This window comes from Microcoleus sp. B3-D7, from assembly GCF_036705305.1.
Taxonomy (GTDB): Bacteria; Cyanobacteriota; Cyanobacteriia; order Cyanobacteriales; family Microcoleaceae; genus Microcoleus.
On record NZ_JAUBUE010000015.1, the window covers coordinates 93,214 to 113,820 of the forward strand.

Here is a 20,607-nt window from a genome sequence, read left to right on the forward strand (position 1 = left end):
CCAACAAACTCATCCATTGTTTTAGAATTGAACTCCCGCACCGTGCCATTACCAGTTTTTATCAGCTCCTAAATATCAGCATTAACAGTGTAAGATGTTGCTCGCTCATTGACAACCAGCAAGTAAACATTCCTGCTAGCATCCTGAGTGGCAACTGCCATTAAATCCGAACTGTTAGTGATAGGAAAAAAGGTAGGTTTCCCACTCTACAAAGCCCTAATTCCCATCCGCAAAGCATAGTAGCCCGCGCGCCGTTTTCCCCCGTCCCCTAGCAAACCTTCCGCCAGTCCCTGCTTACCCCAGCCGTACAAACAGAATATGTGACTGCCGTAAATATAATTATCCCCCGGTTGGGAACCTCGAATCAAATTTTTAATCAAATTTAAAGCTAAAGATAAATCGCCGTAGCTAATTTCGTAAGTTCCCCATTCTCCTACCCAAAGCTGCGAGTTAACGCGGACAGTACCGTTCATCCAGCCGCGCACTTTGCGGGTGTCGTTAGAAATATCTGCATCGTAGTTGTGGACATTGACTTTATCGAAATAATTCGGTATTGCCTGCAAAGCACTAGCCGACCAATTGCTGCCTCCTACGGTTTTCGGGTCGTGGATGCGGTAAGTGCGATCGGGCAAATAAGTTTTATAAACAAAGGCGATCGCATCTTTTGCCACCTTAACCAATTCAAAATAGTCAGCCCTAGTCCCGCCCCAACCCAGATCGCGATTGTCCGGTTCGTTGTGAATTTCCCAATCATCAACGCGGTAATCATTGCGAACATTCAGCCAATAAACCGTAGCAAAAACCTGTTCCCACCACTCGTTTCAATCTTCTCCTGTGCGCGGCGGATTCAGTTCAGGGTAAACGCATCTCAAACGCTATTGACAAGGGGATTTAGAGGCATGATCATGTTGGGTGGAATAAACAAGCAGCAAGAATAGTCAGCATATACTTATTATCCATTGCGGCTCGATTGGATTTTTGCCGATTGCTACGCCGAAAAGATGGCTCTCGGTTTAAAGCATTAAAAGCTATCCGTCCTAGTAATGACAGATTCAGAAGTCTTGAAATTGAATAAATAAGTAATAAAAATAGCCCGAAATATGTTAAACAGGGGCTAAAGATGAAAATATATAGTGCTCGCAAATCATTAGTAAATTAATTAAGAGTTTAATCGAGCAGCAGTTCCATTGAGCGTTGGTTCAAACATACCAAATTTGTGTAACTTGAGAAATTCAAAGCTTTGTTCCTGTATGTTAAAATTGAAGAATCATTTAACCAAGGCATTCATAACTGAGCCGATTCCAAAACTTTCTCACCCAAGTCTTGGCATGAAGCCAAATATCTTCTACTGGATTCTGCAGGCGGAGCATTGGGAGCAAACAGGACACAAGTTAAAGGCCATTCATGCCCCTCTTTGCCTTGATTAATTTCTTCTAGGTAAGCTTTTATGTCTTTATATTTGTGATAGCTAGCTCCATCCCAAATAATTAAATGTCTGGCTTCGGGATTTAAAGATTGTAAATCTTTTAAGAAAGCCACTGTATTCTCAGAATTTGCCGTTTCATATTCTCGCAAAACAAACTGTTTTGTTAAATAATTTACTGCGCCATAATAATGAAAAATAAATAACTTTATCTATTTTCGGATATAATGAAAAACAGCTCTCGATCGCAATTTTCACCAAAAGTGAGAGAAACTTGCTTTCTTATTTTTCTATTTTACCACCCTACCTTACCTTTAAATCTATGTTTTATTCTAGTTCACTTGAGTCAGAAATGAAGAAACTTTATAACTCTTTTTCAGAAAAGGATAAAAGAAGGTATGCAGAGATAGAAGCCCAAAAACTGGGATGGGGTGGAATTAGCTATATAATGCAACTTTTCGGCTGCAGTCAAAATACTATTGTTCAGAGAATTGAAGATTTAGAAAAAATCGATGAAACGACTATCGATAATTTAAGAATAAAAAAAAGGAGGAGGCAGAAAAAGTATTTTATCTACTCAGAGCGGCATTGATGAAGCCTTTTTAGAATTCTGAAAATTTCAGACAGCGGGAAACCCAATGAATGAGTTAATTAAATGGACTAATTTGACGCATAAAAAAATAGTTTTGGGACTGAGGTCTGCCGGATTTATTGTCAGTCTTCCTCTAATAAGTAAACTCTTAAAAAACCAGGGATCTGTCAAGCGAAAAGCACAAAAAAAGCCAACGATAGGAGCTAATAAAAATCGTAATTCTCAATTTGAAAATATTGATTGCTATGCTCGACACACAGTATAGAAAAGCAGGTAATCCCATTATTAGTTTTGATACCAAAAAGAAAGAAGTTTTAGGGAATTTGTATCGTCCCGATACTCTTTATACAACTGAACCTGTCATTACTGTCTTACCCTGATTTTTGGAGTTTAGGTTGTGGGAAAGTGATTCCACATGGAATTTACGATTGCCAAAAAAATCGAGGATATGTAACATTAGGTAACAGTAAAGATACCACTGAATTTGCTGGTGAATCCATCAAACACTGGTGGAATAATTATGGAAAAGCCGCCTCTCCTCATGCCAATTCGCTTCTAGCTAAGTGTGATGGTGGCGATAGCAATAATGCTAATCATTATATCTTTAAGCCAGATTTACAAAAGTTAGTAGATGAAATTGGAATTGAACTCAGAATAGCTCATTACCCTCCGTATACATCTAAATACAATCCCATTGAACATCGACTCTTCCCTCATATAACCAGAGCCTATCAAGGAGTGATTTTTACAAGTCTAAATTTAGTCAAAAGTCTCATGGAAAAAACTCACACTAACAAGGGTCTATCTGTAGTTGTAAATGTGGTAGATAAAATCTATGAAATTGGTGGAAAGGTGACTGATGATTTTAAAAAAAATCTGAAACTTATTTTTGATGAATATTTACCCAAATGGAATGTGCACCATCTCAGTTACATCATACCTCATCTTTATGAGAAAGGCTATATGTCATAATCTCCGTTTAGGATTTTTCCTTTGAATTTTTGATATACTTGTTGATTGAACTGCTCAGAAATTGAGTAAGTCAAGGCATGATAAATAGGTCAATTTATTCGCCCGCAAGCGGGAAGCTTTTCGACGACTATTTTATAATATTGCTTGGCTAACTTTCCTTCTTCGAGGTAGATGGTTTTTTCATATTCTGGGTGTTTTTCAAGGGCGGGTTTATTTCTAATATGGGTAACGAGTGTTGCATCAACTAAATTGTTTATTTGGTGAAAAAATTATATCCCACCAAAGGTACTGATGCCCACTCAGGATTGCACGATTCGACAATTAGTAAAACTTTTAATCTTTTATTACTCCTTTGTTTACTACTGAGGGATAGATTTTCTGGGACGTTACCTCTAACTCTAGCTGGCTGAATTAATAGAGTTGGTGGTTTTGTATTCTATTAGCTTGCTCTGCTGCCCCAGCAATCGGCGCTGGTGAAACTGGATTTGACCTTGTAGCTGGGGAAATTTGGCTAATACACATGACAAAGCGTAGATGGATGCGTCTTTAGTTGTGAGATCCCGATGCTTTATATAATAGTTATAGGTGCGATAGGCTGCTAAGGGGTAGCCACTCAATAGTAACAAGCTCCAGCCTTTTGTCGGCCATGTCATGGCCAAGGCTAGGGCTGGCAAGACTAAGCCCCAAAACCAGGTGCTGCGCGTTTCTTTGACCCAATGGCGCTCTGGTTCGGTTCCGTGCATCCAGGAACCTTCGGCATAGGCGTGACCCGCTCTTTGAGCCCGCTTCCACCACTGAGCGAAACTGGTCATTTGCGCGTCGTGCAGGGTCATTTCTGCGTCTAAACGAAGAATTTTCCAACCTTTTTGGCGAAGCCGCAAGCACAGTTCGGGTTCTTCGCCGGCTATTAGTGCGGGATTGAAACCTTCGACTTGCTCAAATGCGGTGGCGCGCATCATGGAGTCGCCACCGCAGGCTTTGGTTTCGCCGATGGGGGTATCCCACTCGATGTCGCACAATTGGTTGTAGATGCTGGCTTCGGGGTATCGTTCGCGCCTGCGCCCGCATACTGCTGCTACGTCTGGTTTGGCTGCAAGTTCGCTGTAGGCCCGATCGAGCCATCCATCAACTACTTCGCAGTCACCGTCCACAAATTGCACAAATTCGATATCGGGCGCTAGTTCCAGCAAGCGGGCAAAGCCTTCGTTTCTGGCGCGTGCTGCGGTAAACGGTATAGATAAGTCTAGTTCTACTGTATCGGCTCCGATCGATCGGGCTAACTCTAGGCTACCGTCTGTTGAGCCGGAATCGACATAGACGACGCGGGCAACTTTGTCTGTGGCCGAGACTAGGCATTGGCGAAGGCGCTGGCCTTCGTTTCGTCCGATCGCTACTAATCCAATTTGTTTCAAGGTTTACCTCTTGAATTTTACGCCTAATAAAATTTTACAGCAGATTGCAAGTAAATAGAGAACACTTAATATTAGTATATTAATTGCAGCCCTGAAACCATTACCGATCAAACTCCCTTGAAAAAGTAGTCAAACCTTATGGGTAGTGATGCACAGTAATTGTTTAATATTAAATTAACATAAATTTCCGAGGTAAAAGTATGGAATGTCCTAATTGTCAAAGCAATTTTATTAAAAGTGGAAATACTTATTACGCAAAACAGCGATTTAATTTAAATGTAAAAATTGTATAGTTAATTTATTGCAGATTTTCAATATAAGCAGATTTCACCTTCTTACTAAAGCCTTAATTGAGCGACGGATTTTAGAAAATATTTTTTAAGCCGGAATTGCTAGAGCTACGGGGGTATCCATTCGATGGATTCAGCATTATGTAAATAAAAAGTATACCGAAATTTTCCAATGAATTTTGGTGATTAAAAAACCTAAAGGTCAGTTGACTTTACAGCTAGATGAAATGTGGTCATTTGTCAAAAACCAGCGGAAAAAGCAATGCCTCTGGATAGCTTTAGATCTAAAATACCCGTGAAATTGTTGGACTTTATATTGGAGACCGTTCAAAAAAATCTGCTCCAAATGCTCTGGCAATCTTTGAGGATGTTTTAAAAGGGTCGTTTGACTTCATAGTTGGCACAAAGAAGCATCTAAGTATGAGCTGAAACCTTGATTTATTGTCTCAGTTAAGCCCAATCAGAAGGGCTAAATTATACCTGACCGGACTTTTAAAACATCTTCTTCACCTCTTGTCTATAGACAATGTGCTGTTTGCTATACTGATTTTTGGGATTGTTATTCAGAAGTGCTACCTTTTAAAAGACATCTACCTGTAGGTAAAGAATTGGGAAAAACCAGTTATATTGAAAGACTTAATACTTTACAGCAGCGAATTTCTCGTTTGGTTCGTAAAACCTTGTCTTTCTCAAAAAAACTGCTTGCACCATATTGGGGAAATTTTTAACTTTGTACATCACTATAATTAGTGCCTAAGAAAACGATATCATTACTGTGCATGACTACCGATTTTTAAATCCCACATTTTAGCTGTTGGCAACCAATCCACTTTTTTTCAATTTTTACTACTTGAGTTCAAGCCCTGAGTATTTCTTGTAATTTAATAAAATTCGAGCTAATTTGCTGTTTTTTCTGCAATTTCTATAATTTTTATTATACTTTCGGGGTCTTTTTTTCTATTATTTTGGCTGGAATTCCGACTGCGGTTGTACCTGGTGGCACGTCACAAATAACCACAGCATTAGCACCAATCAAAGCATGATCGCCGATCGTTACGGAGCGAATAATTTTTGCTCCTGCACCGATATCGACGTGACCGCCGATTTTGACATCCGCAACAATTGTCACCTGTTGAAGAATCAGACAGTTAGGGCCAATGGAAGCATTGGGATGAATGACAATGCCATTAGGATGAGGCAGCACCAGTCCTCCTTGTATTTGGCAGTTTAAAGGGATGTCTGTTGCAGTTACCACGCTCCAAAATCGATGCTGGATAACGTTCCAACGGCATAAAATATATCCCGCAATTCCACCCTGCTTCTGCCACTTTTGATAGTTGCGGATAGATTTGAGCAGTTGGCAACTGGGTTCCCACCACTTGCTAGATTTTTCGCGGCTCCAGTCTGCTTCTGTAGCAGAAATGATTGGCTTAGTGATTGACTCAACCATTGTTTGTGCAGTGTTTTAATGATATAGACAATTGTGCCTATTATAGCAATCCTAAATCATTTGTGAATTCTTACTCCCTCTCCTTGGTAAGGGGAGGGTTGGGGTGGAGTAAAAAATTTACGACTCCTGCAAGGATTGCTATAGTGCAATTTACCTTAAGAAGAATCTCTAACTTGGGTAGGGAGATTGCTGGAATTGGGCCACAGTTGGAGTGGATGTGTTGCCGTAGAAGTGGGACACTCGTAACTTTACGAGCTCGGGTTCAATTTCGGGGTCGAAACTGCCCTCGCGGCTGTTAATCAAATCGACCCATGGCAGGCTTTGAGTTTCGGCTTGCAATTTTTTCACTAAGTCTTCGACGCGGCCGGGGACGCCGGCCACTATATCGCCCTCGGCGACATCTTTGGTGACGACGGCACCGGCGGCGACGATCGCATTTGAGCCGATAGTGACGTTGCGAAGGACGATCGCATTTAAGCCGATAAATACGTTGTCCCGGATGTCTATCTTGCCTACGGCATCTACTTTAACGTTGTAAGCCTGGTCCAGCATGGCGATCGAGCCATCGTGGCCCAGGAGGGTACCATATGAGAAGTGAAAATTGTTGCCGATGCAGACGTAGGCGGGCTCTCCAAAGACGGTATTGGGCCAGATGCTGCAATTTTCGCCGATCGCGTACAAGTTGCCGTGGGGGCGGAGAAATTCTGTGTATTCTTTGGCACAGAGGTTACATAATTGGACGTAAAGGGCACGGAACTTGCCATAACGCATGGCAAGATGGCGGATAATTTTTTGCAATCTTGATCTAAGCATTTTCCTGGTTTTTCCTAGATTGAAGAATCTTGGCAGGAATACCAACAGCAGTTTGACCGGCTGGAATGTCTGATAAAACTACAGCATTGGCACCGATATTTACGTCGTCTCCCAAGTTTACTTTTCCGAGGATTTTTGCACCAGCGCCGACGTTAACCCGATCGCCCAATTGAGGGGATTCTAGCGGTTTGTCCAAATAGCGGTTTCCCAACGTTACACCTTGCCGGATAATGCAGTCGTCACCGATCGTACAATATCCGTGAATAATAATAGCGTTTTGATGTTCAATCACCACGCGACGACCGAGCTTCACAGTGTAAGGCAAGTCTATCCCGTAACTATTGCGGACTTTTCGGTAGAGTGCTCGATAAATAATGCTCAAAGGAGCTCGCAGTAATTTCGGTTCTACCTGCATTCTCCAGACGCCAAAACGCTGCACTGCTACGGCGCGAAATCCCGGTTTTGTCCAATCTCGACCATGAGCAATCCAGTCTTCTTTAATTTGCTGCCACAGTCCCAGGCCGGGGTCTTCTACTTGATTTTCACTGGTGATTAAGTTTTGCTCAGTTACCATAAGCTCTAATTCACACTATTTATTGTTTACTCTCTTGCTAGATCCCGACGATATTAATGGGTCTATCAGGTTTTTGAGGAAGGAGCAATCCGGTTTTTTCGACCGAGACTACTAATTTCTCGGCTGCATCATAAAATATTTTGCTTGCCTAGGTTAACCTCGTTTAGTTGGCTTTGACCGATTTACCAACTTCCTTTAAAAGTTTTTGGATTTTTCAATCTTACCCCCCTTAAAAAATACACTATTGAATACAAAATCCCTCAGTAATTGTGGTGGATCGCCATCGGGTTTGCCTTGAAGTACGCGGCGCACCCTCCAGGCTGCAAAACCCGAAGCCCAGGATATATCAGTTAATGCTGTGTAAACCAAGCCGTAGTTTTTGACAAAGTACCTACGCCGGGAATCAAACCAATAGGTAGGCAGCCGCTTGGCGGGCTTTTTGGTGTCAGTGACGCCTGAGCTTTGCCCGACTAAGTGCACAACGCGACTTTCAGGTACGTACCAGCAACTCCAGCCAGCTTTGTTCGCTTGCAGACAAAAGTCCATTTCTTCGCAGTACATGAAATAAGCTTCATCCATCAAGCCAATTTTTTCAAATACTTCGCGACGGACGATCATGCTGGCTCCAGCTACCCAATCAGTTTGACAGGTTTCTTGGGAAATGGGAGGCGCTGCGGCCCAGTTGGCTAATAACTTGGATATAAAGCCTGTCCGCCAACCAAAATCGAGTTCCGTCAAGATGTTGTGAAACCGAAAAGCTGACTCCTGGGGCGTGCCGTCGGGGTCTTCCAAGCGGCTGCCTGCGATGCCGGCTTCGGGGTGGGAGTCCATGAAATCGACGAGGGCTTTTAAGGCACCGGGGCGAACAATGGTGTCTGGGTTGAGCAGCAGGAAGTAAGGGGGGGGATTGGTGGATTGGAGGGCGGGACGGATCAGGGCGTTGTTGCCGAAGGCAAATCCGCCGTTGCGGTCTAGGGGAACGAAGGATGCCCATTCATTCCAGCCTTCTGAGGCGATCGCACTACTAATTTCTTCGACGGAGCGATCGCCTGAAGCATTGTCGCCAACTACAACTCGCATACCAGGCAGCGATTGAACTTCGCTAACTAGAGAGCGCAAGCAGTCAATTGTCAAACTAGAGGTTCGGTAGTTAACAATGACAACCAGCAGTGGATAGGGGTGATTGGACTCGCTGGCCTTCGACATAAGTACCGTTGTTTGTTTAACAACTTTTTAGCTCAAGTTGTACCCATCTGGCAAGCTGGAGTGATCGCTAATAGTATTTTTATTTGTTTCGGTGAGGGAGACTGTTTTTTCTGCCATATTTCCGAAGTCTCGCCGCTCTGGATCAAAGTCGATACTGCCTGTAGGCTTGACTGGCGGCTCGGTGCAGCAGTGAATGCCGATAAACTAACCCCTTAGCGTCATCGGAATAGCCCCCGCCAATCACGCAGGCAACGGGATAGCCGCCAGCCAAACAGGCGGTCAAAACTTGCATTTCCCGGCGAAATAACCCCGTATCAGTTAAAGCTAATTTTCCCAGTTTGTCAGCGTGATGAGGGTCTACTCCAGCATCGTACAAAACTAAATCTGGCTTGACATTTGACAGCAAATCTGGTAAAAATTTATCCAATGTTTGTAAATATTCGTCGTCCTCCATACCCACAGGCAAAGGTACATCTAAATCGCCCTTTTGTTTAGTGCCGGGAAAATTGACTTCGCAGTGCATCGAGAAAGTAAAAACGCTGCTGTCATCTTGGAATATTACGGCGGTTCCGTCTCCTTGGTGGACATCTAAATCGACAATTAAAACTTTGCGAACTAAACCATTTTTTTGTAAGACGCGAGAGGCGATCGCCAAATCATTAAAAATACAAAAACCAGACCCAAAAGCCGGGAAGGCGTGATGAGTTCCGCCCGCAGTATTGCAAGCCAAACCGTAGTCTAAAGCTAGCTTTGCAGTTAGTACAGTTCCTGCAACCGCAGTGCAAGTGCGATTAGCCAGAGCCCGACTCCAAGGCAGACCAATTCGCCGCTGAGCTTTGTTATCGAGCGTCCCGTTGCAGTAAGCTTGAACATAGGAGTGGTCGTGGACTAATTCAATCCATTCTTGAGGGGGAAGTTCGGGAGCGTGAAATTGCGATTTATCTGCTACCCCGTCCGCGAGCAGCATCTGGTAAAGCATCCGAAACTTGGCCATCGGGAAGCGGTGCTCCGGTGGCAGAGGTGCAACGTAATCTTCGTGGTAAATAATTGGTAAGTCCATTAAAATTATTGTATAACGAATGAATCTCCAATTGAAAGCCTGCAATCTCAAATCTAAATTCGCTGGAGAACCTGTATATGCAACAACTAAAAACAGTCTGGCAGTCCGGCAGCACCGACCCCGAAAATGCTGACAATCTCGATAATATTAGTCAATGGTGGACAAACCTCAACGGCAAAGAAATTAGCTGGGTACAGCGACTGATTCCGCAAATCGGCGGTTTGAGCGAAATTCACTGGCACCCCCAACGTTTTGACGAAACATTTGTGATAGTCAATCCTGAAATTCGGGAGGAAACTCTCTATTGGTACAAACCCGATTCTCCTGTCCAACGTAACAACACTGTTGACAAATTAGAACTTGACAACTTGCAACAGCAATTGTACATCTATCCTCAGTTGGAAGCGGAACTGGTAATTCGCGTAGGAATTCCAGAAGTTAAATATCAAACACTTGAATTAAACAATCCCGAAATCGCCTTGGGCGAAGATAATCTGCTGCTGTTGTGGGAATCTGACCAAGAACTAGAAATTAAAATTTACTTGAGCAGTGAAAATATTGCTAAACTTAAGGAATTGTTGGCATAGAAAAGACCAAGAAAATAGTTTATATGGTAGGCTTTGGGTGCGGGGTTGATTGCTATATACTCTGAGTCACCTATAAATATCTTAAGACTGAGGGGCGGGTGGGTCAAAACCGAGGTTTTTCACAGCCATACTTTGTTGCAGCGAAAAGAGTAAAAAAAAACGGTTTCTTCCCGTCGCGGTATGTCCAGGTGTTTATCTCTCCTAAAACCCTTTGAATGTGGCAGCAGAAGGTCCAGAAACTTGCCTTATCCTCCTGGGACTTTTAATGCTAAAGTCAAGCAAAAAACAGTCCTGGGCGCATCAACCGGGTTGAACGAAAATACTTTGTCATAGCCCTTGAAGAAAGTTAAAAAAACCGCTTGCTTTGGTCTGGAGTGCCCAAGGGATGATTGTTTTTCGGCAGACTTAGTTTCTCCAGTAAATAAGGCGATTTGTTTTGACAATAAAATGTGGTTAAGTACGGTTAATTTGAGTGAAAACTTAAGACAAGCAACCAATAAGTTTAAAAAATAGAAGGTGCGTTAGTTGATGGCTAATATCTAAAGTTAATGTTCTATTGGCTGAGTTTGAAAAATCTTAATAAATAATGATGATCGGAAGGAATCGCTAAATTTATTAAATCATAAATCTGCTTCTAGCACTAAAAAATTCACAATGAACCGACAAAAAATGATATTTGACAAAGAAAATATTCACATTTTAATTATTGATGATCAGCCCCACAACCTGCGGTTTATATCAAACATATTAACGAAGGAAGGGTATAAAGTTCAGCGGGCTATTTCTGGAGAAATGGCGGTTAATGCTAATTTAACCGTTCTCCCCGACTTGATTTTGCTAGATATTGCCATGCCCAAAATGAACGGATATGAAGTCTGTGCCAGACTGAAATCCAACGAGAAAACGAGGGAAATTCCGGTTATTTTTTTGAGTGTTTTTGAGGAAACTTTTCACAAAGTCAAAGCTTTTGAAGTCGGCGGTGTTGACTACATTACTAAGCCTTTTCAAGTGGAAGAAATTTTAGTGCGGATTGAAAGTCAATTGACTATACAACAGCTATCAAAACAATTAAAACAGCAGAATGCCCAACTGCAACAAGAGGTAGAATTTCGCAAGCGAACAGAACAATCACTCCGGGAAAGCAAAGCACGGTTGCAGAAATTGGCAGTCAATATACCGGGAGTTCTTTATCAATTTATAAAGCAGCCCGATGGAAGTTTCAAGTTTGAATATATTAGTTATGCTTGTCGGGAAATTTACGAATTAGAGAGTGAAGAAATATTAAGAAATCCCGAGTTTTGCTTCTATCAAAATCATCCAGATGACCAAGAATATCTAATAAAAAAAATTGCTACTAGCGCCCAAAATTTAGAACCTTTTGCCTTTGAATGGCGGATTATTACACCGTCGGGTAAACTCAAATGGCTGCAATCTAATTCTCGACCAGAAATGCGCGATAATGGCGATATTGTTTGGTATGGCGTACTTTTTGATATCAGCGAGCGCAAGCACGCAGAAATAGAAATGGCAGGAGCTAAAGCTGCTTTAGAACGGCAAGTTCAGCGAGAATTGCTAATTGCAAAAATAACTCAAGAAATTCGCTCAAGCTTGCAGCCAGAACAAATATTTCAAATAGCTGCAACTCAAATCGGTCTGGCATTCTGCGCCAATCGCTGTTTGATTCATAGTTACGTTACTACCCCCCAAGTCGATATTCCTCTGGCGGCCGAGTATCTCGAACCCGGGTACGAATCTCTTCGGAACGTACCCGTTCCAATTTGGGGCAATCCTCACGTCGTACAAATGATGATACAAGATCAGGCGATCGCCTCCCACAATGTTTATTCAGACCCTCTGTTGCAAGCTGTTCAACCGATTTGCCACAAGCTTGGGTTGAAATCGATGCTGGCAATTCGCACTTCCTACCAAGGCAGGGCAAACGGCGCTATCGGCTTGCACCAGTGCGATCGTTACCGGGAATGGACTTCCGAGGAAATCGACTTATTAGAAGCTGTGGCGGCTCAAGTAGGGCTCGCTATCGCTCAAGCTAAACTGCTCGATCGAGAAAAAAACCGGCTTGAGCAGCTCGATCGGCAAAATAAAGTGCTGCAAGCAGAAATTCGCACCCGCGTCCGCGCCGAGCAAGCTTTGCAAGAATCTGAAACAGAATTGCGGGCGATTTTTGCCGCCATGACTGACACAGTTTTAGTGAGAGATGCAGAAGGCCGCTGCATCAAAATCGCTCCTACAGCATCAACAAATTTGGTGAAACCTCCAAGCGAAATGATTAATAAAAGCGCCCACGAAGTCTTGCCGAAACCTATAGCAGATTTAGTATTAAATGCCATCCAACAAGCTCTAAAAACGAAGCAAACCATCAATGTTGAATATAGCTTTAAAGTCGGAGAGCGCGACGTTTGCCTCGATGCTAAAGTTTCTCCGCTGACTCCAGATTCAGTGATTATCGTGGCGCGAGATATTAGCGTTCGCAAACAAACAGAATCCGCACTCAGAGAGAGCCAGCACTTCATTCAAGCGATCGCTGATTCCAATCCCAACCTATTGTACGTTTACGATGTAATTGAACAGCGGAATGTTTATACCAACCGACAAATTTCGACCATGCTCGGGTACACCACCCAAGAAATACAAGATATGGGTACAGCAATGATGCCAATGCTGATCCACTGCGACGATTTGCCAAACTTTTTTGAAAGCATCCAAAAAGTAGATCAAGCCAAAGACGGTGATGTCATTGAATGTCAATACCGAATGAAACACAAAAACGGTGAATGGCGGTGGATGCACAGTTGGGATACAGTATTTCTCCGAACAGCCGATGGTAAACCCAAACAAATTCTCGGCACTGCTAATGACATCACAGACCGCAAATTAGCCCAAGAAAAACTGCTAGCGTCCCAACAAAGAATCTCATTTTTATTGCAGCAAACGCCTATCGCAGTTATCGAGTTAAACCTCAATTTAGAAATTATCACTTGGAATCCCGCAGCCGTGGCTATTTTTGGCTACAGTGAGCAAGAAGCGATTGGTCGAGTCGCCTCCGATTTGATCGTACCTGAAAGCTACCACCCGCAATTATCTGAGATTTTCAATCACGAATTGAATGCCAAATCCAGCGGCACTTCCGAAAATCTGACCAAAGACGGCAGAATTATCATCTGCGAGTGGTACAATACTCAGCTAATTGACGATAACGGTACAGCGATCGGCATTGCTTTAATGGCTGTAGATATTACCGAACGCAAGCAAGCAGAAACCGAACTGCAAGAAAGTGCTTTACGACAAAGAGCGATCGCGCGCATCATTGAAAGAATGCGGCAAACTTTAGATATCCGAGAAATTTTTCACGTCACAACCCGAGAATTGCGCCAAACCATGAAGTGCGATCGAGTCGCTATTTACCGTTTCAATCCAGACTGGAGTGGCGAATTTGTAGCCGAATCCCTTGATCGCAAGTGGGTTTCTTTCATCCAAGCACAGGAGACCGATTCTAACCTTACTGAAGGCGCTTTAGACAGTGAACTTTGCCTTGTCCAAAAATTGGATAGTGTCTCACCAGAAGTCCACGATACCTATTTGCAACAAACCCAAGGCGGAGCCTACAGCCGAGGTAAAACTTACCTTTGTGTCCCAGATATTTACAAGCAAGGTTTCGATAATTGTTACATCCAATTGCTAGAAAAATTTCAAGCTAAATCCTACATTATTGTACCAATTTTCTCTGGCAAAAAGCTCTGGGGATTACTAGCATCCTATCAAAATTCTGCTCCCCGCCAGTGGAGTGAAGCTGAAATCAACGTGGCAGTTGATGTAGGTACTCAGCTAGGAGTAGCATTACAGCAAGCGGAATTGCTCGCCCGCACTCAAAGGCAGTCCATGGAACTGATTAAATCCAAAGAAAACGCCGAAGTTGCCAACCGCGCCAAAAGCCAATTTCTAGCTTCCATGAGCCACGAACTCCGCACACCTCTCAACGCCATTCTCGGTTTTTCCCAAGTCATGGCCCGCAACAGTTCTATCACGGAAGAACAAAAAGAATACATAGAAATTATTAACCGCAGTGGCGAACATTTGCTAGAACTCATCAATGATGTTTTGTCAATGTCCAAAATAGAAGCAGGCCAAATTACTATCAATCCCAGCCGCTTCAATCTCTACAACCTTCTCAACAGTCTCAAAGAAATGCTGCAACTAAAAGCTAACTCCAAAGGTTTGCATCTAATCTTTGAAAATGCGGAGGATTTGCCGCAGTACATTCAAACAGACGAAGCTAAATTGCGGCAAGTTTTAATTAACCTGGTCGGCAATGCGATTAAATTTACTCAGCAAGGAACCGTTACCTTGCGCGTCAGCAGCCAAGCTAAAAAAGACCCCACAGAAGAAAACAAATCCCAATTGTATTTTGAAATAGCAGACACTGGTCCCGGCATTTCTTCCTTGGAACTTTCTACATTATTTAAGCCCTTTGTACAAACCGAAACTGGTCGAAAATCCATGCAGGGAACTGGTCTGGGATTGCCTATCAGCCAACAGTTTGTCCGAATTATGGGAGGTGATATTGCTGTTAAAAGTCAACTCGGTCAAGGCACAACTTTCAGCTTTAATATCTGGGTTAACTTAGTAACAGAAAGTGATGAACAAGAAAAACCGCCGATTAAACAAGTTATTGGTTTAGAAACCGGACAAGACATTTATCGGATATTAATAGTTGAAGATGTAGCGGAAAATCGCCAACTGCTGCTTAAGCTGCTGATACCTCTGGGATTTGAAGTCCGGGAAGCAACTAACGGTCAAGAAGCAATTGCTTTGCATTCAACTTGGAAGCCGCACTTGATATTAATGGATATGCTGATGCCCGTGATGGATGGGTATGAAGCGACAAGAGAGATTAAGAAAACTATCGAAGGTAAAGAAACAATAATTATTGCCTTGACGGCTAGTGCTTTTGACGAGCAGCGGCAAATAATTTTGTCTGCTGGTTGTAACGATTTGATCTGTAAACCGTTTCGGGAAGAGGTACTCTTTGAAAAGATAGCGCATCACCTCAACCTGCGTTATATTTATGAGAAAGAAAACTTATCTACTTCTTTTTCAACACCGACGCTGCTTAAAAGTTTGACCACCGAGGATTTGAGTGTAATGCCCACAGACTGGGTGGTCGAGTTGCACCGAGCAGCACTTTGTGTTGACGACAACCGCATCCTCGAACTGATCAAGGAAGTTCCCGAAACTGAGGCAAATCTCGCTAACGCTTTAACAGATTTAGTCGATAATTTTCGGATAGATATCATTATCGATTTAACTCAATTATATTATGATGAACGACCATCCATTACCAGCGACTCCTAAAGACATTCTGATCGTTGACGATATGCCGGATAATTTGCGACTTTTATCCACTATGCTGACATCTCACGGGTATCATGTCAGGAAGGCTATTAATGGACACTTGGCTTTGCAAGGGGCACAAATATCTCCTCCCGATCTAATTTTACTAGATATTAATATGCCGCAAATGAACGGGTATGAAGTTTGTGAGCAGTTAAAGTTAAGCGAAAAAACTAAAGATATTCCAGTAATTTTTATTAGTGCCCTAGATGACGTGCTGGAAAAAGTTAAAGCTTTTCAAGTAGGAGGAGTAGATTATATTACTAAACCGTTTCAAGTAGAAGAAGTTTTAGCCCGCGTCCAAAACCAACTTTCCCTTCGTTCGCTGCAATCCAAACTGCAACTGCAAGCTAGGGAACTGCACGATCGCAATTCTAGATTGCAGGAAGAAATCGCAGAACGGCAGCGGGCTGAAGAATCAATACGGTTTTTGCTGGAAACGACGCGGGCGATCGGCGAAGCTGTAGACTTTCACTCAGCTTTAGAAGTAATTCTGCACCATGTTGGCGAAACAATCGGATGGGATGTAGGAGAAGCTTGGATTCCGGATGCAGAAGGAACTGTGCTGCAATCTGCCCGGGGCTGGTATGCAAGCAACCCGAGGATGGAATCGTTCCGCACCCAAAGCCAACAACTGACATTTGCCATGAATATAGGGCTACCGGGACGAGTTTGGGCATCCAAGCAACCGGAATGGGTAGAAGATATTTCCCGGGGATACCCGCATTTTCTCCGAAGTCAAATAGCAGTAGAACTTGGATTCAAAGCGGGTTTTGGCGTGCCGATTTTGGTAGGCGATGAAGTATTGGCAGTGCTAGTTTTCTTTAAAATTTCGTCGGGTGGGAAAGATGCACGATTTATAGACGTTTTTAATGCTGTCGGCACTCAATTAGGTTCTTTGATTCAGCGCAAACAAGCAGAAGAATTGCTGCGTATTGCCCAAGAAAAATATCACAGCATTGTAGAAAATGCGATGGAAGGCATTTTTCAAAGCACGCCTTCAGGAGGCTATCTTAGCGCTAATCCAGCTTTAGCAAAATTGTACGGTTACGACTCGCCAGAAGAACTAATGTCCGAGATTAAAAATATTGCTCAGCAACTTTACGTTGACCCTGAACGCCGCCTCGAATTTGTGGCTGCTATGGATGCTGAAAATGCCGTTTCGGGATTTGAATCTATGGTATGTCGCAAAGACGGGCGCCGGATTTGGGTGTCAGAAAATGTTCGGGCTGTTCGAGATGCAAAAGGTGAGCTGCTCTACTATGAGGGTACTGTTTCTGACATTACCGAGCGCAAATTAGCGCAAGAAGCGCTAAAAGTTCAACAAGAACAAAGCGAGAAGTTGCTGTTAAATATTTTACCGAAACCAATCGCAGAACGCTTGAAGGCAGAGCAAAGCACGATCGCCGACAGTTTTGCCCAAGTAAGTGTTTTATTTGCTGATATTGTTGGCTTTACTGAGTTGTCTGCTAGAATGTCTCCCACCGAGTTGGTAAAGCGCTTAAACGTAATTTTTTCCCACTTCGACCAGTTAGCTGAAAAGTACGGTGTGGAGAAAATTAAGACTATTGGCGATGCTTACATGGTAGTCGGGGGATTGCCTACGCCGAGACATGACCACGCCGAGGCGATCGCCCAAATGGCCCTGGGAATGCAGGCAAAAATAGCAAAGTTGTGCGCCGAGACAGGGGAAAAACTGGCAATTCGCGTCGGCATCAATTCCGGGCCGGTGGTTGCGGGAGTGATTGGTGTGAGCAAGTTTACGTATGATTTGTGGGGAGATACGGTGAATGTAGCGGCGAGGATGGAAGCTACGGGTTTTGCAGGCAGCATTCAAGTTACTGATGTTACTTATGAGCTTTTAAAAGATAAGTATTTATTTGAGAGGCGAGGCGTGATTCCGGTAAAAGGTAAGGGGGATATGATGACTTATTGGTTGCTACAAAAAAAGTAAAAATGGGCATGGGGCATTGGGCATGAGGCATTGGGCATGGGGTATTACAACAAATAACGAATAACCAATAACCAGTAATCAATAACCAGTAATCAATAACCAATAACCAATAACCAATAATTCATGACTACTGACTACTGACTTCTGCTATGATGAAAGTAGTTAACGAAACTTTACATAATAGCCGTGACTGCACAACAATTAGTATCTGCAACGAGTTTTGAAAAGCTAATTTGGACTTGGAAAGGTCACAAAATCCAATATACCGTCCAAGGAACCGGCCGCCCTCTGATCTTGATTCACGGATTTGGGGCTTCGATCGGACATTGGCGGCAAAATATCCCCCCACTAGCGGCCGGCGGCTATCGCGTATTTGCGCTGGACTTGCTGGGATTCGGTGCTTCTGCCAAACCAGCCCTAGATTACACTCTGGAATTGTGGGAAGAATTGCTGACTGATTTCTGGGCGGATCTGGTACAGGAACCGGCGGTATTTGTCGGGAATTCGATCGGCGCTTTGCTGAGTTTGATGGTAGTCGCCAACCATCCAGAAATATCCGCAGGTGCAGTCTTAATCAACTGTGCTGGCGGACTCAACCACCGGCCCGACGAACTAAATTTCCCGCTGCGAGTAGTAATGGGGACTTTTACGAAATTAGTTCGATCGCCCCTGATCGGCCCATTTATGTTCAACAACATCCGCCAAAAACACCGCATCCGCAACACCCTGCGCCAAGTCTACGGGAACCGCGAAGCCATCACCGACGAACTCGTAGAACTCCTCCACGCCCCCTCCTGCGAGGCCGGAGCTCAACAAGTGTTTGCCTCGATTCTCACAGCCCCTCCAGGCCCTCAACCTTCAGAATTGCTGCCCAAAGTCGATCGTCCGTTATTGGTACTTTGGGGCGCAGACGACCCCTGGACGCCAATCGCCGGCAGCCAGATTTATCAACAATTGGCCGCCAACGATAAACCAGTGAAATTTGTTTCCATTCCCAACACAGGCCACTGTCCCCACGACGAGCGGCCGAGTGAAGTCAACGCTCTGATTTTGGACTGGCTGCTGGAAGTGAAGTAAAATTTTTCTGTTGAGGCCCCCTTGGGCGATCGACCAAAACCGCTGCATTACATAAGGTTCAGCCACGATCCACCGCATCGGCACCCCGGCCGCAGCCGACTCAAAAAACAATTTTTGTAAAAAGTATTGACACAATTTACTGAGTCAGCTATATTGATGGACGTGTGAGGAGCGAACCAGAAAGAGCACCGAGACGAAACACGGCCAGTCGTCGGTGCTCTTTCTGTTGGAACCCATTTTTAAGAATTTGAAATTATCTATAAATTCACATCCAGAAGATCCGTAAGCCCGCCCCGCCTTCTTCATTTCTTCCTTCGCGTTCTTAGCGTCTTCGCGGTTCTTTAAATAAATATTCGGATGTTGCAAACAAAGTAATTGACTTGATTTAATCTCAAAAAATCAGAAATTGTGGATTTTTTTTAGAATCAAAACTTGATTGCATAGAACTCAAAACTAGACAGTTATATAATAATAAAGTGTCGCTGAGTCAGGGCGAGTTGATATACATTTTTTCCAAATGTCGCTAAACTCGCCCCTGCGGTATTGGTGCTACAAATATCAACGATCGCCCAAAACAAATTGTTCGATCGCAGCCGCCACCCCATCTTCCTCCACATCCGGCGCCACCCAATCAGCAGTAGCCTTCACGCCCTCAGGAGCATTGCCCATCGCCACGCCCACGCCAGCGTAGGCAATCATTTCCACATCATTAAAATTGTCACCGATCGCCATCACGTTCGCCGCCTGCAAACCCAAAAGTTCCTCCGCTAAATACTGCACCGCATCTCCCTTATTCGCCAAAGGATGCGTAGCTTCAAAAAAAGTAGCAACCGATCGAGTCAAATAAAGCTCCGCAGGCGTGTAGCGCTGCCGCATACTGCTGAGCAAGCCGTCGAGTACCCCAGGATTCTCGCACAATGCCAAAACTTTCGTCGGTTCCCCCGGAAGATCTCGCCGCAAATCTTTAATCACTATTGGTTCAATGCCCGATCGTTCGGCATAAATTCGGGTAGCTGCGGTAATTTCCGGCACGTAAAGTTGATCCTCAATGTAGAAATGGATCGAAAGAAGCGGTCGCAAATGCGGTTCTTCAAAATGGTCTAACAGTTGCAGAGCAGTTTGTTTCGACAGCGGCAAGTGCCGCAGCCGTTTTTGAGTAGCGTGATCTTGAATCCATGCGCCCTGGTAGCAAATCAGTGGCAATGTTGAGCCGATGTCGCGGTGAAAACGCAAAGCTGAGCGATACATCCTGCCCGTAGCGACGGCCACTTTCACTCCCCGCGACTCGGCAGCCAAAATTGCCTGCTTGACTGGTTCTCGGATGGTATTTGACAAACCTGCGATCGTGCCGTCTATATCCACTACCAGCAATTGAATGTCTGCGGTGCCAAAAGCGCGATCGGTCGCATTAGCTGGATTTGAGGCAGTTATATTCTGCATGATTTTTTTAGATTTTAGCTGTTGATTTGCAAGCACCCATTTATTTTGGCACTGGCGGGATAGCAAAGTGCGACTTCTGATTTTTTGAAGACTAAAATATAGATAAGTAAATAAGCGACAAAAAAAGTATCTAGGAGGGCCCTTTAGGGATGGATTTAGCTCAGCTATATAATAGTAGCCAGTTTACTGCCGTAAAAACCACACTCGATCGGCGATGTGTATTTCCACTTACTTAATAATACTTGTGGTAAAAAAGAATGTAACTGTAGGCATGATTCAAAATCTTATGGCATCAATCATTCCCAATCTAACATTTAAAATTGTATAACCCGATATTTCAAATTATCC

At 43.7% G+C, this 20,607-nt stretch carries 16 protein-coding genes and 2 pseudogenes; 9 read left to right on the forward strand and 9 right to left on the reverse strand.

The features are described from left to right. Window positions 1–206 precede the first annotated feature (206 nt). Together QUB25_RS13150 and QUB25_RS13155 are read right to left on the reverse strand one after the other, a co-directional pair. Window positions 207–680, reverse strand: coding sequence for a hypothetical protein (locus QUB25_RS13150; protein WP_333183666.1), 474 nt, complete (start codon window positions 678–680; stop codon window positions 207–209). Between the two features lie 479 nt (window positions 681–1,159). Then, window positions 1,160–1,614, reverse strand: a pseudogene (locus QUB25_RS13155) (transposase); the annotation flags it as partial. A gap of 161 nt (window positions 1,615–1,775) precedes the next feature. Between QUB25_RS13155 and QUB25_RS13160 the strand changes: the two are divergent. From QUB25_RS13160 to QUB25_RS13170, 3 genes are all read left to right on the forward strand, one after another. Next, entirely contained in the window at window positions 1,776–2,015 is a 240-nt protein-coding gene (locus QUB25_RS13160; RefSeq protein ID WP_333183667.1) for a hypothetical protein, read from the forward strand. 46 nt (window positions 2,016–2,061) lie between these two features. Further along, window positions 2,062–2,280: an ISAzo13-like element transposase-related protein gene (locus QUB25_RS13165; RefSeq protein ID WP_333183668.1), complete on the forward strand. Its 219-nt coding sequence runs from the start codon at window positions 2,062–2,064 to the stop codon at window positions 2,278–2,280. Window positions 2,281–2,381: 101 nt separating this feature from the next. After that, window positions 2,382–2,987, forward strand: a complete 606-nt coding sequence (locus QUB25_RS13170) for an ISAzo13 family transposase (protein WP_333183679.1) — start codon at window positions 2,382–2,384, stop codon at window positions 2,985–2,987. A 398-nt stretch (window positions 2,988–3,385) separates the two neighbouring features. Here QUB25_RS13170 and QUB25_RS13175 read toward each other — a convergent pair whose 3' ends face one another. After that, on the reverse strand, window positions 3,386–4,399 hold the full coding sequence (locus QUB25_RS13175) for a glycosyltransferase (RefSeq protein WP_333035052.1): 1,014 nt from the start codon (window positions 4,397–4,399) through the stop codon (window positions 3,386–3,388). 793 nt (window positions 4,400–5,192) lie between these two features. Between QUB25_RS13175 and QUB25_RS13180 the strand changes: the two are divergent. Beyond that, window positions 5,193–5,439, forward strand: a pseudogene (locus tag QUB25_RS13180) (IS1 family transposase); the annotation flags it as partial. Between the two features lie 184 nt (window positions 5,440–5,623). On the opposite strand, the gene QUB25_RS13185 reads toward QUB25_RS13180, so the two are convergent. Both QUB25_RS13185 and QUB25_RS13190 read right to left on the reverse strand, forming a co-directional pair. Next, entirely contained in the window at window positions 5,624–6,139 is a 516-nt protein-coding gene (locus QUB25_RS13185; protein WP_333035054.1) for a serine acetyltransferase, read from the reverse strand. A 168-nt stretch (window positions 6,140–6,307) separates the two neighbouring features. Then, the gene (locus tag QUB25_RS13190; RefSeq protein ID WP_333060893.1) at window positions 6,308–6,691 is read right to left on the reverse strand and encodes a DapH/DapD/GlmU-related protein; all 384 of its coding nucleotides are present in this window, start codon (window positions 6,689–6,691) and stop codon (window positions 6,308–6,310) included. A 42-nt stretch (window positions 6,692–6,733) separates the two neighbouring features. On the opposite strand from QUB25_RS13190, the gene QUB25_RS13195 reads away from it, so the two are divergent. Beyond that, entirely contained in the window at window positions 6,734–6,874 is a 141-nt protein-coding gene (locus QUB25_RS13195) for a hypothetical protein (protein WP_333060892.1), read from the forward strand. Window positions 6,875–6,944: 70 nt separating this feature from the next. On the opposite strand, the gene QUB25_RS13200 is transcribed toward QUB25_RS13195, so the two are convergent. The 3 genes from QUB25_RS13200 to QUB25_RS13210 all read right to left on the reverse strand — a co-directional run bounded on the left by QUB25_RS13200 (window position 6,945) and on the right by QUB25_RS13210 (window position 9,792). Further along, a complete protein-coding gene (locus QUB25_RS13200; RefSeq protein WP_333035058.1) occupies window positions 6,945–7,526 on the reverse strand; it encodes a serine acetyltransferase in 582 nt (193 codons plus the stop codon). Between the two features lie 195 nt (window positions 7,527–7,721). After that, window positions 7,722–8,732 (reverse strand): glycosyltransferase family 2 protein, encoded by a 1,011-nt coding sequence (locus QUB25_RS13205; RefSeq protein ID WP_333035060.1) that lies wholly within the window; start codon window positions 8,730–8,732, stop codon window positions 7,722–7,724. Window positions 8,733–8,874: 142 nt separating this feature from the next. Next, complete coding sequence (locus QUB25_RS13210; protein WP_333060890.1) at window positions 8,875–9,792, reverse strand: histone deacetylase; 918 nt, start codon at window positions 9,790–9,792, stop codon at window positions 8,875–8,877. A 77-nt stretch (window positions 9,793–9,869) separates the two neighbouring features. On the opposite strand from QUB25_RS13210, the gene QUB25_RS13215 reads away from it, so the two are divergent. The 4 genes from QUB25_RS13215 to QUB25_RS13230 all read left to right on the forward strand — a co-directional run bounded on the left by QUB25_RS13215 (window position 9,870) and on the right by QUB25_RS13230 (window position 18,819). After that, window positions 9,870–10,379 (forward strand): hypothetical protein, encoded by a 510-nt coding sequence (locus tag QUB25_RS13215; protein ID WP_333035064.1) that lies wholly within the window; start codon window positions 9,870–9,872, stop codon window positions 10,377–10,379. Window positions 10,380–11,033: 654 nt separating this feature from the next. Next, complete coding sequence (locus tag QUB25_RS13220; protein WP_333183669.1) at window positions 11,034–15,749, forward strand: response regulator; 4,716 nt, start codon at window positions 11,034–11,036, stop codon at window positions 15,747–15,749. Then, window positions 15,715–17,742 (forward strand): adenylate/guanylate cyclase domain-containing protein, encoded by a 2,028-nt coding sequence (locus QUB25_RS13225; protein ID WP_333183670.1) that lies wholly within the window; start codon window positions 15,715–15,717, stop codon window positions 17,740–17,742. Before QUB25_RS13220 ends, QUB25_RS13225 begins: the two co-directional genes overlap by 35 nt. A gap of 186 nt (window positions 17,743–17,928) precedes the next feature. Then, window positions 17,929–18,819, forward strand: coding sequence for an alpha/beta fold hydrolase (locus tag QUB25_RS13230; protein WP_333183671.1), 891 nt, complete (start codon window positions 17,929–17,931; stop codon window positions 18,817–18,819). 558 nt (window positions 18,820–19,377) lie between these two features. Here QUB25_RS13230 and QUB25_RS13235 read toward each other — a convergent pair. Continuing rightward, on the reverse strand, window positions 19,378–20,259 hold the full coding sequence (locus QUB25_RS13235; RefSeq protein WP_333060882.1) for a Cof-type HAD-IIB family hydrolase: 882 nt from the start codon (window positions 20,257–20,259) through the stop codon (window positions 19,378–19,380). Window positions 20,260–20,607: the final 348 nt, after the last annotated feature.

What these genes read in the sequence shown, in the direction of transcription:
- QUB25_RS13160 (WP_333183667.1), top strand. Translation starts at nt 1,776, where the DNA reads ATGAAGAAACTTTATAACTCTTTTTCAGAAAAGGATAAAAGAAGGTAT.
- QUB25_RS13165 (WP_333183668.1), top strand. Translation starts at nt 2,062, where the DNA reads ATGAATGAGTTAATTAAATGGACTAATTTGACGCATAAAAAAATAGTT.
- QUB25_RS13185 (WP_333035054.1), bottom strand. Translation starts at nt 6,139, where the DNA reads ATGGTTGAGTCAATCACTAAGCCAATCATTTCTGCTACAGAAGCAGAC.
- QUB25_RS13190 (WP_333060893.1), bottom strand. Translation starts at nt 6,691, where the DNA reads ATGCTGGACCAGGCTTACAACGTTAAAGTAGATGCCGTAGGCAAGATA.
- QUB25_RS13200 (WP_333035058.1), bottom strand. Translation starts at nt 7,526, where the DNA reads ATGGTAACTGAGCAAAACTTAATCACCAGTGAAAATCAAGTAGAAGAC.
- QUB25_RS13205 (WP_333035060.1), bottom strand. Translation starts at nt 8,732, where the DNA reads ATGTCGAAGGCCAGCGAGTCCAATCACCCCTATCCACTGCTGGTTGTC.
- QUB25_RS13210 (WP_333060890.1), bottom strand. Translation starts at nt 9,792, where the DNA reads ATGGACTTACCAATTATTTACCACGAAGATTACGTTGCACCTCTGCCA.
- QUB25_RS13215 (WP_333035064.1), top strand. Translation starts at nt 9,870, where the DNA reads ATGCAACAACTAAAAACAGTCTGGCAGTCCGGCAGCACCGACCCCGAA.
- QUB25_RS13220 (WP_333183669.1), top strand. Translation starts at nt 11,034, where the DNA reads ATGAACCGACAAAAAATGATATTTGACAAAGAAAATATTCACATTTTA.
- QUB25_RS13225 (WP_333183670.1), top strand. Translation starts at nt 15,715, where the DNA reads ATGATGAACGACCATCCATTACCAGCGACTCCTAAAGACATTCTGATC.
- QUB25_RS13235 (WP_333060882.1), bottom strand. Translation starts at nt 20,259, where the DNA reads ATGCAGAATATAACTGCCTCAAATCCAGCTAATGCGACCGATCGCGCT.